The following is a 13,088-nucleotide window of genomic DNA, read 5'->3' as shown; positions in this document are numbered from 1 at the left end:
GATACCCGGATCAAGCTAGCTGACGGCACCGAAAGAACGTTTGCGGAGTTGGCGCAGCGACCGTCCGACGAGATCTTTTACGTCTACGCGGTGGACGAGACCGGTAAGATCGTGATCGCCGAGGGGCGCCACGCGCGGATGACCCGCCCCAACGCCGAGCTGCTGGAGCTCACCCTGGACACCGGCGATGTCGTCCGCTGTACGCCCGATCATCGCTTCATGCTGCGTGATGGTTCCTACAAGGAAGCTCGGGACTTGACGCCGGACGATAGCCTCATGCCGGGGGTCTTCGACACCGCGCCGGTCAAGCCTGGACTGAATGACTATCTACGCATCCTCCAGCCGAATCTCGGACGCTATCAATTCGTTCATCACCTGGCCGACGAGTTTAATGTCGAGCGAGGTCGATGTGATGCAAAGGGTCCCTTTGTTCGTCATCACCGAAATTTCAACCGCTGGGACAATACCCCGACCAATATTCAGCGTTTGACATTCCTCGACCATTTGCACCTGCATGCCGAGCAGATCGGTGAGCTGTGGCAAGATCCTGAATTCCGCGAGGCGCAGAAACGCGGCGTACAGAACTACTATTCCGAGCATCCCGAGGCTCTCGACACACGACGCGAGCGTTTCATTCGTCAAAACCAGGATGATGACTTCAGGGCGGTGAATGGCGCTCGAACCGCTACGGAGTTGCGTCGTTTCTATGCGAAGAATTCGGATGCGCGGCGCGCGATCTCCGAGCGCATGCATGCATTATGGCAGGATGCCGATTATCGCGAAAAGATGTCCAAAGCGCTGACTGGCATCGAAAAGCGTCCTCTTTCCGATGATGAGAAGGCGAGGATCAGTGCCATCATCTCGGAGAAAAGCAAGCTCATGTGGGGTGATGACGACAAGCGGGAGCAAATCGTCGACGCGATTTGTCGCGCACTGTCGGCCGAGGATGTTCGTAGGAAGATCAGCGATGCCGTTAAGCGACAGTGGCTTAACCCCGAATACCGAGCGAAGTTTCCGGCGGAACATTTTGCGCTCATGGCGCAAACCTTGTGGCAAAAGCCCGAGACTCGCGATTTCCACCGTGAAAAAATCGCCAAGCAATGGGAGGATGATAAGTTCGTCCGGGCTCAGAGACAGGCCGTCATCGCCAGTAATGCAAGGCGTCTCCGCGAGGATCCTGATTTGATGCAGGATATCAACCGCAAGGCGGAGGAATCGCTGCACGTTAGCTGGAGCAAGCCCGAGTATCGGCAGAAGGTGATGCAGCGCAAGATCGCAGGCTATGTCTACGATCTGACGAGACGATTCCCTGATTGTGACATCACACCTGAATTATATGAGTCGAATCGTTACCGGAACTGGATTCCGCGACTGAATAAGGCTGTCGAGTATTTTGGCGACTTCGATGCGCTCGTCACGGCAGGAAGGCATTACAACCATCGCGTCGTCAGCACGCGTCGACTCACCGTGCGGGCGGATACCTACGACATCACGGTCGATCACCATCATAATTTTCTACTCGCGTGCGGCGTCTTCGTTCACAACTCCGTAGACGGCGATCCGCCGGCGGCCATGCGCTACACCGAGGTGCGGATGACCCGCATCGCCGATGCGCTGCTCGACGACCTCGACAAGGACACGGTCGACTTCATCCCCAACTACGACAACACCGAGCACGAGCCGGTCGTCCTCCCGGCGCGCTTCCCGAATCTGCTGGTCAACGGCTCCTCGGGCATCGCGGTCGGCATGGCCACCAACATCCCGCCGCACAACCTGCGCGAGGTCATCGACGCCTGTCTGGCGCTCATCGACAACCCGGCGATGACGATCGAAGAGCTGATGGTGCTGGTGCCCGGCCCGGATTTCCCGACCGCGGCGCTCATCAACGGCGTGCGCGGGATCCGTGAGGGCTATCGGACCGGACGCGGCCGTGTGGTCATCCGTGCCCGCACCATGGTCGAGGTCCAGAAGCGTAGCGGGCGCGAGGCGATCGTCGTCACCGAGCTGCCTTACCAGGTCAACAAGGCACGGCTGCTCGAGCGCATCGCCGAGCTGGTGAAGGAAAAAAAGATCGAAGGAATCGCCCCGGACGGGTTGCGCGACGAGTCCGACAAGGACGGGATGCGTGTCGTCATCGAGCTCAAGCGCGACGCCTATGCCGAGGTGCTGCTGGCCAACCTCTACCAGCACACCCAGATGCAGCAGGTCTTCGGCATCAACATGGTCGCCTTGGTCGACGGCCAGCCGCGCACGCTCAACCTCAAGCAGATCCTCGAATACTTCATCCGTCATCGCCGCGATGTGGTGACACGCCGCACCCTCTTCGAGCTGCGCAAGGCCCGCGACCGGGCGCATGTCCTGGAAGGCTATGCGATTGCGCTGGCGAACATCGACGAGATCATTGCCCTGATCAAGGCGTCGGCCAATCCGGCCGAGGCACGCGAGCGTTTGATGGAGCGCACCTGGACGCCCGGCTCGGTCACCGGCATGCTCGAGCGCGCGGGCGCCGAGCACACCCGTCCCGAGGAGCTCGAAGCCGCCTTCGGTCTGACCGACGCCGGCTATCGGCTGAGCGAGCGCCAGACCAAGGCGATCCTGGACCTGCAGCTCCAGCGCCTGACCGGTCTGGAGCAGGATAAGATCCTCGACGAGTTCAAGGAGATCCTCGACAAGATCGCCGCCCTGCTGATGATCCTCTCCGACTCGGATCGTCTGATGGACGTCATCCGCGAAGAGCTCACCGCGATCCGCGATCAGTTCGGCGACGAGCGCCGCACCGAGATCCAGGTCGACCACACCGACCTCACCCTGGAGGACATGATCGCGCCCGAAGAGGTCGTGGTGACCATGTCGCATCAGGGCTATGTGAAGGCCCAGCCGATCAGCGACTATCAGGCGCAGCGGCGCGGCGGCAAGGGCAAGAGCGCGACTTCATTCAAGGAAGAAGACTTCATCGACCGCATCTTCGTCGCCAACTCGCGCGACACCGTGCTCTGCTTCTCCAGCCGCGGCCGGGTCTACTGGCTCAAGGTCTACGAGCTGCCGCAGGCCGGTCGCGGTGCGCGCGGTCGGCCGATGGTCAACCTCCTGCCGCTGGAACCGGGCGAGCGCATCAACGCCGTGCTGCCGGTGCGCGACTACGAGTCCGGTTATTTCGTCTTCATGGCGACCAGCGCAGGCACGGTCAAGAAGACCCCGCTCGACGAGTTCTCGCGGCCCCTCTCGCGCGGCATCATCGCGATCGACCTGCACGAGGACGAGGTCCTGATCGGCGTGGCCATTACCGACGGCAAGCAGGACCTCATGCTCTTCACCTCCGCCGGCAAGGCAGTGCGTTTCAGCGAGGGGGCTGTGCGCGCGATGGGCCGGACAGCGCATGGTGTACGGGGCGTCCAGCTTAAGCCCGGCCAAAAGGTGATTTCGCTCCTAGTCGCCGAGCCCGGCACCGTGCTGAGCGTGACCGAAAACGGTTACGGCAAGCGCACCCGCGTCGAAGACTTCCCGACCAAGGGTCGCGGCACCAAGGGCGTGATCGGCATCAGCACCTCCGAGCGCAACGGCGCCCAGGTCGGGGCCGTGCTGGTGCGCCCCGACGACGAGATCATGCTCATCACCGAGGGAGGCACCCTGATCCGCACCCCGATCGATCAGATCCCGGTCGTGGGTCGCAGCGCCCAAGGCGTGAAGCTGATCAATCTCGGCGAGGGCGAGCGGCTTGTGTATCTGGAGCGGATCGTTGCGCTGGAGGGCGAGAAGGAGGGCAACGGGGACCTCGCCGAGGACCGAGATCCGGACGAGCCAACCGGCGAGCCGATCGATGATGATCAGTCTCCCGAGGCCGATCCCGACAGCGATCCGGAGGCATAACAAGCGTTGTCGACCGGTTTTCGGCGTGCGCAAGGCAACGGACGCGCGTCTTCGGAGGTGCTCACGCACGACTCCGGAAAATCGACAACCACGCCATCCATCGGCATGATGACGCAACAGATCGGAACCTGAATCACGTCGCGCCCTTTGCGCCTTCGCGGTTTGACTCTCGAACGTTTTGTCGAGACTCAACCGCGTCCGGAGCGAGATGCTGATTTTCGAGTGAGCTCGCCGTTTGGCGCATCCACGGCCCTTAGCGGGGACGCGGCTTCAAATGATCTGTTTTTTAATATTTTAAACCGCGCCGGCTCCAACGGTCGTCAAGGCTGCCGGGGCCGATCCCATCCAAAAACATCGCATACCGCGCCGGGCGCGGTTTAACGGAGATCACAGAATGGCTCGGGTTTACAACTTCAGCGCAGGTCCTGCAATGCTTCCTGAGCCTGTCCTGAGCAGGGCGCGCGACGAGATGCTCGAATGGCGCGGCAGTGGCATGTGTGTCGCCGAGATGAGCCATCGCGGCAAGGAGTTCATGTCGATCGCGGCCCAGGCCGAGGCCGATCTGCGTGAGCTTCTGGCGGTCCCGAGCAACTACAAGGTCTTGTTCCTGCAGGGCGGGGCATCCACCCAGTTTGCGGCCATCCCGATGAATCTGCTGCGCGGCGCGACGAGCGCGGACTATCTGAACACCGGCTCCTGGTCCAAGAAGGCGATCTCCGAGGCGCGCCGCTATGGCCAAGTCCACATCGCCGCCAGCACCGAAGCGGAACGTTTCACCCGTACCCCGCGTCAGGACGAGCTGACCCTGAGCGACGATGCCGCCTACGTCCATTACACCCCCAACGAGACCATCGAGGGCGTCGAGTTCTCCTATGTCCCGGACACGGCCGGCAAGCCATTGGTCGCCGACATGTCCTCGACCATCCTGTCGCGCCCGATCGACGTCTCGCGTTTCGGGCTCATCTACGCCGGTGCCCAGAAGAACATCGGCCCTGCCGGCCTCGTCATCGTGATCGTCCGCGAGGACCTGCTCGGCCAGACCCTGCCCGGGACGCCGACCATGCTGGACTACAAGGTCCAGGCCGAGAACGACTCCATGTACAACACCCCGCCGACCTACGCCTGGTATCTCGCCGGACTGGTGTTCGAGTGGTTGAAGGGCCTCGGCGGACTCGCGGCGATGGGCGAGATCAACGCCCGCAAGGCCGAGCTGCTCTACAAGACGATCGATGATTCGGGCTTCTACAAGAACCCGGTCGAGCCGGCGTCGCGCTCCTGGATGAACGTCCCCTTCACGCTCGCCGCCCCCGAGCTGGACGACACCTTCATCAAGGAGGCCAAGTCCGCCAACCTGACCACGCTCAAGGGCCATCGCTCGGTCGGCGGTATGCGCGCAAGCATCTACAATGCAATGCCGCAGGAAGGCGTCGAGGCGCTGGTCGGCTTCATGCAGGAGTTCGAGCGCAAACACGGCTGATGAACCGCGTCTTCGGTGTGACATGCGCGGTCTGGGTTTTGGCTTGGCGCTGTATGTCACCTCGGCCCTCGGCGCGGACGCGGTTCAGATAAAGATTTCGTTATTCCGAATCGCGTCGGCTCAAAGGCTTTTCGACGCGTTCGGCGCTCGGCCCCTTACTCCAACATCCGTTTATCACTCAGGATGCGATTCAGTGTTCAAAATTCTAACGCTCAACAACATCGCGGTTGCCGGGCTCGACCGGTTGCCGCGTGATCGCTACGAGGTCGCCTCGGAGATCGCGCATCCGGATGCCATCCTGGTGCGCTCGGCCAAGATGCAAGCGGCGGATATCCCGCCGAGTGTCCAGGCAATCGGGCGCGCCGGCGCCGGGACCAACAACGTCCCGGTCGAGCCCATGACGGCGCGCGGCGTGGCGGTCTTCAATGCACCCGGCGCGAATGCCAATGCCGTCAAGGAGCTGGTGATCGCCGGCATGTTGATCGCGGCACGCAACATCGGTCAGGCGTGGCGCTTCGCGCGTGAGCTCGAAGGCGACGACACGTCCATCCATCAGGCGGTCGAGGCAGGCAAGAAGCAGTTCGTGGGCTTCGAGCTGCCGGGCCGTACCCTGGGTGTGATCGGTCTCGGCGCGATCGGGGTGAAGGTCGCGAATGCGGCACGCTCGCTCGGGATGCGCGTCGTCGGCTATGATCCGACCATCACGGTCCAGCGCGCCTGGCAGCTCGAGAGCGACGTGCAGCCGGCGCTGAGCATCGACGATCTGCTCTCGCGCTCGGATTTCGTCACCTTCCATGTCCCGCTCACGGCCGATACTCGGCACATGATCAACGCCGAGCGTCTGCGCATCCTGCGCAAGGGCGCTGTCCTGCTGAACTTCTCCCGCGACGGGATCATCGACGACGACGCCGTCGTCACCGCGCTGGACCAGGGACACCTCTACGCCTATTGTTGCGATTTTCCGAGCAACCTGTTGAAAGACCATCCGCGGGTGATCACCCTGCCGCACCTGGGTGCCTCGACCAAGGAGGCGGAGGAGAACTGTGCCGTCATGGTCGCGGAGCAGGTTCGCGATTATCTGGAGAACGGCAACGTGACCCACTCGGTCAACTTTCCCGAGATCAATCTCCCGCGCAACGGCGGCTACCGCATGGCGATCGTCAACAGCAACGTGCCTAACATGGTCGGCCAGATCTCGACCGACTTGGCGGCCGCCGGACTGAATATCCTGGATATGCTCAATCGCTCGCGCGGCAATGTGGCGGTCACGCTGATCGATATCGACCGGCGTTGTTCGCAAGACACGGTGGAGCAATTGCGCTCGATCGACGGCGTCCTCTCGGTGCGCTGTCTCGGGACTCGGGAGCGCGCGGACTGATGGGACAAGAGAGCGCCAAGGGCGACGCACTGGAGGACGTGCGGAACCGGATCGATGCAATCGATTCGGAGCTGCTCGGTCTGATCAGCGAGCGTGCCCGTTGCGCCCAACAGGTCGCTCATATCAAGACGGCCGCCGACGGCAATCAGGTGCAGTTCTACCGGCCCGAGCGCGAGGTCGCCGTCCTGCGTCGCATCAAGGCCGCCAATCCCGGTCCGCTCGACGGCGAAGAGGTTGCCCGACTGTTCCGCGAGATCATGTCCGCCTGCCTGGCGCTCGAGCGTCCGCTCAACGTCGCCTTCCTTGGCCCGGCCGGGACCTTCACGCAGGCCGCGGCCATCAAGCACTTCGGGCATTCGGTCAACACCTTCGCCTTGGCCACGATCGGCGAGATCTTCAGAGAGGTCGAGGCCGGCTCGTGCGACTTCGGCGTGGTCCCGGTCGAGAACTCGACCGAGGGCGTGGTGAGCCACACCCTGGACATGTTCATGACCTCGCCCCTGATGATCACGGGCGAGGTGAGTCTGCGGATCCATCATCACCTGATGAGTGTGACGGATGATCTTTGCGCCATCCGCACCCTCTATTCCCATCAGCAATCGCTGGCGCAGTGCCGCGGCTGGCTCGACCGCCATCTCCCGAACGCCGAGCGCGTCGCCGTCGGCAGCAACGCCGAGGCCGCGCGCACCGCCGCGACCGAAGAGGATGCCGCGGCCGTCGCCGGTCTCCAAGCCGCCGAGATCTACGGGCTCAAGGTGCTCGCCGAACGTATCGAGGACGAGCCCGGCAATACCACCCGCTTCCTCGTCATCGGCCAGCAGGACGCGCGACCCAGCGGTCAGGGCCAGGACAAGAGCAGCCTGCTGCTGTCTTGCCGCAACCAGGCCGGCGGTCTCCACAACCTGCTGACCCCCTTGGCCGCTCACGGCATCAGTATGACCCGCATCGAGTCGCGCCCTTCGCGTCGCGGCATCTGGGACTACGTCTTCTTCATCGACATCATGGGCCACCGGGACGACCCGAAGGTCGCGCTCGCGCTGGAGAACCTGAGACAGTCGTCTCTGCTGTTCAAGGTGCTCGGGTCTTATCCGCTGGCGGTCCTTTAGGCCATTGATCCCGGATCGGTATGACCGGCAGCTCGATCACGGATGGGTTCGATTCGATGTACGGATGTGGGCATGATCGACGCGAGACGCTGTCTGCTGCGCGTCCCCGGCGGTTCGGTCAAATCGCTCTGCTATACTTCGGATACCCCTTTTACGGAGTACCCGGTCGATGGAAACCATCGGTATCAAAGCGCTCCAAACCAATCCGAGCCTGCTCGGACAGACCCTCGACCGCGGCGAATATCTGCTCATCACGCGGCGCGGCAAGCCGATCGGAATTGCCGCCGCCTTCGATGACAGGCTGCTCGACCTTGGTTTTCGAAAATGGATCGCCGTCCGATCCTTCCAGTCGGGTGATCTGAGCTTGGGCCAGGTGGCGCGGGTGTTCGAGAAGTCGCGCGAAGAGATGATGGGATTGCTCGGCGAGCTTGGTGTCCCGATCGCCGACTACGATCTTGCGGAGGAGCTCGAGACCCTGGGTCGGCTTGGCCGTCCTTGAATGACGATCGTTGTCAGCGATACGACTGCGCTGATCGTGCTCGCGGCTCAACAGCGACTCGATCTCTTCGCCGGCTGTTTCGAGCGGGTGTTGCTTCCGGATGCCGTCTACCGAGAATGGCTCGCCGGCGATCCCGATGTCGCGGGGATCGTACCACAGCGGTCATGGCTCGAGGTGGTGTCGGTGGATGAGGTGCCGCTGCTCGCCGAGCTTCGGACCCTGCTCGATCCCGGAGAAGCCGAAGCCCTCGCGTTGGCGCGTCAGCGACATCTGCCGCTGATCGTGGACGAGAAGAAAGGACGGCGGGTCGCGCGGATGATGGGCATCCCTGTGCTCGGATTGGTCGGCGTCCTGTTGCTTGCGGTCCAGCGCGAGATCTTGGATTCGCGCTCCGCGAAGCAGATTCTCGTGAACGCGAAAGAACGGGGGTTTCACCTGTCCAACGGCCTCTACGAGGCGTTTATCATGAGATTGGAAACTCAATGACTGTCCACGACAATCCCTTCCTGCCCCTGACTGCCCCCGGAATTGCCGGGCTCACCCCTTACGTCCCCGGCAAACCGGTTTCGGAGCTGGAGCGCGAGCTCGGTATTCGCGACTCGGTGAAGCTGGCATCGAACGAGAATCCCTTGGGCCCCGGCCCACGGGCGCGCGAGGCGATCGCCGGCCTGATGGGCGAGATCGGGCGGTATCCCGATGGCGGCGGCTTCGAGCTGCGACGCGTGCTCGCCGAGTTCCACGGTGTCCCGCCGAGCGCGGTCACCATCGGGAACGGATCGAACGACGTGCTCGACCTGATCGCACGGACCTTTCTGCATCCGGGTGTGGAGTCGGTCTTCTCCGAGCATGCCTTCGCGGTCTATCCCATCTCGACTCAAGCGGTCGGCGCGAGCGCACGTGTTGCCAAGGCGTGCGACTACGGGAACGATCTCGACGCGCTGGCGAGTCTCGTGACGGACAAGACCCGCGTGGTCTGGATCGCCAATCCGAACAATCCGACCGGGACCTGGCTGGCCGCCGCACCGCTCAAGTCATTCATCGGGGCCATGCCGCGCACCTGTATCGTGGTGGTCGACGAGGCTTACACCGAGTATGTCGGCGAGCCGGACTTCCCGGATGCCACACACTGGATCGATTACTTTCCGAATCTCATCGTGACCCGAACCTTCGCCAAGGCCCATGGTTTGGCCGCGCTGCGGGTCGGTTACGGACTCAGTGATCCGCAGGTGGCGGATCTGCTCAATCGGGTGCGTCAGCCCTTCAACGTCAACGCCTTCGCTCAGGCCGCCGCGGCCGCAGCCATCGGCGATCGCGAGCATGTGCGTGCCTCGGTCGAGCTCAACCGTGCGGGGATGCGGCAGTACCTCGATGCCTTCAAGCGAATGGGGCTCGAGTACATCCCGTCGGTCGGCAACTTCATCACGCTCGACGTCGGCCGCCCGGCCGGCCCGGTCAACCAGGACCTGTTGAAACGCGGCGTCATCGTGCGACCGGTCGGCAACTACGGTCTGCCCAACCATCTACGCATAAGCATCGGTCTCGAGGCCGAGAACGCCCGCTGCATTGCGGCACTCGAGGACGTGCTCGCGTCATGATCGAGCGGCTGGCGATCATCGGGGTTGGACTGATCGGCGGATCCCTCGCCCGGGCCCTGCGCGAGGCCGGCGCCGTGGGGCAGGTCATCGGCTGCGGACGCGGGCTTGCCAACCTCGAGCGGGCGCGCGAGCTGGGTGTCGTGGATCTGCTGACGCAGGATCCCGCCGAGGCGGTCGCGGGCGCGGACATGGTGTTCGTCTCCGTCCCGCTCGGTGCCATGCGCGGGGTCTTCGAGGCGATTCGCGACCGGCTCGCCCCCGCTGCGGTGGTGACCGATGGGGGTAGTGTGAAAGGCAGCGTGGTGGTGGATGCGCTCGGCGTCTTCGGCCAAGTTCCGCCGCGCTTGGTCCCCGGTCACCCGATCGCCGGCACGGAGCACAGCGGCGTGGAGGCATCCGTTGCCGAGCTCTACCGGCAGCGTCGCGTTATCCTGACCCCGTTGCCCGAGACCGACGCCGATGCACTCGCACGCGTCACCGCGATGTGGGAGACCTGCGGGGCTGAAGTCACCTGTATGTCCGTCGCACATCACGACGAGGTGCTCGCCGCCACCAGCCATTTGCCACACATGCTCGCTTTCGGGCTGGTCGATGCGCTGGCGCGCATGCGCGAGAACGACGAGATCTTCCGCTATGCCGCCGGTGGCTTCCGGGACTTCACTCGCATCGCTTCGAGTAATCCGGTCATGTGGCGCGACATCTGTCTCGCCAATCGCGAGGCCCTGAGCGCCATGCTGGCGCGCTTCGGCATCGAGATGACCGATCTCGCCGAGAGTATACGCAGCGCCGACGGCGAAGGCCTGCTGGCCATCTTCGAACGCGCCAAGGCGGCGCGCGATCGCTATGTGGACGGGCCACGGATCGATTGATCGCACGTCCGCGTGCGGCCGAGCATCCGGAAGGAGTCAGCGACCCGAGCCCAGGCCCTTGTGCGGCAACCGATGGTTGGCGCGGCGCGCCGGCACATTCACACCGGATTCCGTGCATATTCACACTGGATTCAAAGGCGTCTGTCGGTCGCTGGATCTCGACCTCGTCACGATGGCGCGCTATCCTTCTCGGCGATCGGTAACTATCAGCGCGATCCGATTCATGCCCCCGGAAGAGACCAAGCAGAGTTTGACCCAGGGTGCCGACCAGACGCCTGACGAGGACTATCGTCTGCTTGTCGAGAACCAAACGGATCTCCTGGTTAAGATCGACCCCGAGGGTCGCTTCTCGTTCGTGAGCCCGAGTTATTGTCGGGCCTTCGGTAAGAGCAGGGACGAGCTGCTCGGCCGGTCATTCATGCCGCTCGTCCACGAGGACGACCGCGCGGAGACCGCAGCGGCGATCACGAAGCTTAGCCGGCCCCCGCATCACACCTATGTCGAGCAGCGTGCCTTGACCGTGTGGGGTTGGCGCTGGCTCGGTTGGTCGGACACCGCGGTTCTGGACGCCGAGGGTCGGGTCACGGCCATCATCGGCGTCGGGCGCGACGTGACGGAGCGCAAAGCAGCCGAGGCGGCGTTGGCGGACGCGACGAGACGGCTCGAGCTTGCCGTCGAAGGCGGCGATATCGGTATTTACACCGGCTCCATATCGCCCCCGGAGGTGACGGTCGATGCCCGCTATCTGGCCAAGCTCGGCTATGGCGTCGGCGAGATTCAGGTCGACCTGCAAAGCTGGCGGCAGATGCTGCACCCGGATGATCGCGACCGCGTCCTGACCCTTGCCGAGCAGGTGACGAACGGCGACCTCGATCGGTTCGATGCGGAATACCGAATGCGTCATCGTGACGGGCATTGGGTCTGGATCCAGGACCGTTCGCGGGTCTACGAGCGGGACGCGGACGGCAAGGCGATGCGGGTTGCCGGTACCCACATCGACATCACCCGGCGCAAGGTCGCCGAGCTGAAGCTCGAGTACCTCGTCGACCATGACGAGTTGACCGGGTTGCTGAATCGGCGCGGGGTCTGGCAATCGATTCAGCGGATCCATGCCCGGGGTCGGCGCTCGGGACTGGCCTGCTGTCTTGCGATTCTGGATCTCGACCACTTCAAGCTGGTCAACGACGCCTACGGCCACGGTGTCGGCGACGAGGTGTTGAAGTCTGTGTCGGAGACACTGCGCCGGGAGGTGCGGCAAGCCGACTGGCTCGGTCGCTGGGGCGGGGAGGAGTTCGTCATCGCGCTGCCCGAGACCAGCGAGGTCCAGGCGCGCAACGGGCTCGAACGCATCCGCGAGAGCGTCTCCGCGCAGCCGATCGAGGTCAAGGGTCAACAAATTCGGGTGACCTTGAGCATCGGCTTCGCGACCTGTCAACCCGAGGAGAAGGATCCGAGAGATGTGTTGGCCCGTGCCGACATGGCCCTCTACCATGCCAAGAATTCGGGTCGGAACCGTGTCTGCTACGACGGTCACGACAGCGGCGTCTACGCGGTCTCGATGGCCGTTCTGGTGCAGTCCGCGCTGCAGACCGCGCGCATCCTTCCGGCGTTTCAGCCCATCGTGGAGCTTCATGATCGACGGGTCGTCGCCGAGGAGTCGCTGGCCCGTATCGTCGCAGCGGACGGTCGCGTCCTGGCTGCATCCTCCTTCATCGACATCGCCGAGCAGCTCGGACTGTTGCATCGCATCGACAGCATGCTCCTGAGTGCCACTGCGGCTCGGTTGAAAACCTCCAAAGCATCCGGTGCAACCCCGCTGCTGGACTTCGTGCACCTGTCGGGGGACTTGGTGCGGCATCCGGACATCCTGCAGACCCTGGCGCGCGAGCTCGACAGGGTATCCAAGGCAGCAAACGGTGCGCCGCCCCTAGTGCTGACGCTCAGCGAGCGACAGATTACGGCGGAGACGGAGCAGATCGCGCGGGCGCTGGCGCCTCTGCTGGATCTGGGATGCAAGATCGCGGTGAGCGACTACGGGGGAGACGCCTCGTCGTTTCGCTTTTTGATCCATCTCCCGGTCAGCTTTATCCAGCTCGATGTGAACCTCATTCGGTTGGCCGGCGAATCCGCGCGGGCGCGGTCCATCTTGGCCGCGATTCAGCACTCGGCGAAGGATCTCGGCATCACGACCATCGCCAAGCAGGTCGAGGACGAGGCCACCTTGCAGCGGCTCGTCGAGCTGGGGGTTGATTGGGGCTCGGGGTATCTCTTCGGACGGCCTTCGGAGCCGAGCTGAC

The 13,088-nt window shown here is 63.5% G+C and carries 8 protein-coding genes and 2 pseudogenes; all 10 read left to right on the top strand.

Translation table 11 applies throughout. From position 1 onward, the window contains the following. Window positions 1-1,542: pseudogene (locus KFB96_RS27520) on the top strand (intein-containing DNA gyrase subunit A); the annotation flags it as partial. Between the two features lie 3 nt (window positions 1,543-1,545). Further along, window positions 1,546-3,867 (top strand): annotated as a pseudogene (gyrA, locus tag KFB96_RS27515) (DNA gyrase subunit A); the annotation flags it as partial. A 394-nt stretch (window positions 3,868-4,261) separates the two neighbouring features. Beyond that, window positions 4,262-5,344 carry a 3-phosphoserine/phosphohydroxythreonine transaminase gene (gene serC, locus KFB96_RS09645; RefSeq protein ID WP_213462013.1) on the top strand — a complete coding sequence of 361 codons (1,083 nt, stop codon included), beginning with the start codon at window positions 4,262-4,264 and terminating at the stop codon, window positions 5,342-5,344. Window positions 5,345-5,537: 193 nt separating this feature from the next. Continuing rightward, on the top strand, window positions 5,538-6,722 hold the full coding sequence (locus KFB96_RS09640; protein ID WP_213462015.1) for a phosphoglycerate dehydrogenase: 1,185 nt from the start codon (window positions 5,538-5,540) through the stop codon (window positions 6,720-6,722). Further along, window positions 6,722-7,828, top strand: coding sequence for a prephenate dehydratase (gene pheA, locus KFB96_RS09635; protein ID WP_213462017.1), 1,107 nt, complete (start codon window positions 6,722-6,724; stop codon window positions 7,826-7,828). The genes KFB96_RS09640 and pheA overlap by 1 nt, the downstream gene beginning before the upstream one ends. Before the next feature lie 169 nt (window positions 7,829-7,997). After that, complete coding sequence (locus KFB96_RS09630) at window positions 7,998-8,327, top strand: UPF0175 family protein (protein WP_213462019.1); 330 nt, start codon at window positions 7,998-8,000, stop codon at window positions 8,325-8,327. Beyond that, entirely contained in the window at window positions 8,328-8,813 is a 486-nt protein-coding gene (locus tag KFB96_RS09625; protein WP_213462021.1) for a DUF3368 domain-containing protein, read from the top strand. It abuts the gene before it with no gap. Beyond that, window positions 8,810-9,922, top strand: coding sequence for a histidinol-phosphate transaminase (hisC, locus tag KFB96_RS09620; protein ID WP_213462023.1), 1,113 nt, complete (start codon window positions 8,810-8,812; stop codon window positions 9,920-9,922). The genes KFB96_RS09625 and hisC overlap by 4 nt, the downstream gene beginning before the upstream one ends. Beyond that, window positions 9,919-10,791, top strand: coding sequence for a prephenate dehydrogenase/arogenate dehydrogenase family protein (locus tag KFB96_RS09615; RefSeq protein WP_213462025.1), 873 nt, complete (start codon window positions 9,919-9,921; stop codon window positions 10,789-10,791). The genes hisC and KFB96_RS09615 overlap by 4 nt, the downstream gene beginning before the upstream one ends. A 223-nt stretch (window positions 10,792-11,014) precedes the next feature. Then, window positions 11,015-13,087, top strand: a complete 2,073-nt coding sequence (locus KFB96_RS09610; protein ID WP_213462027.1) for a diguanylate cyclase — start codon at window positions 11,015-11,017, stop codon at window positions 13,085-13,087. Window position 13,088 lies beyond the last annotated feature (1 nt).

Source organism: Thiocapsa sp. (genome assembly GCF_018399035.1).
In the GTDB taxonomy this organism is placed as follows: domain Bacteria; phylum Pseudomonadota; class Gammaproteobacteria; order Chromatiales; family Chromatiaceae; genus Thiocapsa.
This window is presented reverse-complemented; position numbering and strand designations above follow the sequence as displayed.

What these genes read in the sequence shown, in the direction of transcription:
- serC (WP_213462013.1), top strand. Translation starts at nt 4,262, where the DNA reads ATGGCTCGGGTTTACAACTTCAGCGCAGGTCCTGCAATGCTTCCTGAG.
- pheA (WP_213462017.1), top strand. Translation starts at nt 6,722, where the DNA reads ATGGGACAAGAGAGCGCCAAGGGCGACGCACTGGAGGACGTGCGGAAC.
- KFB96_RS09630 (WP_213462019.1), top strand. Translation starts at nt 7,998, where the DNA reads ATGGAAACCATCGGTATCAAAGCGCTCCAAACCAATCCGAGCCTGCTC.
- KFB96_RS09625 (WP_213462021.1), top strand. Translation starts at nt 8,328, where the DNA reads ATGACGATCGTTGTCAGCGATACGACTGCGCTGATCGTGCTCGCGGCT.
- hisC (WP_213462023.1), top strand. Translation starts at nt 8,810, where the DNA reads ATGACTGTCCACGACAATCCCTTCCTGCCCCTGACTGCCCCCGGAATT.
- KFB96_RS09615 (WP_213462025.1), top strand. Translation starts at nt 9,919, where the DNA reads ATGATCGAGCGGCTGGCGATCATCGGGGTTGGACTGATCGGCGGATCC.
- KFB96_RS09610 (WP_213462027.1), top strand. Translation starts at nt 11,015, where the DNA reads ATGCCCCCGGAAGAGACCAAGCAGAGTTTGACCCAGGGTGCCGACCAG.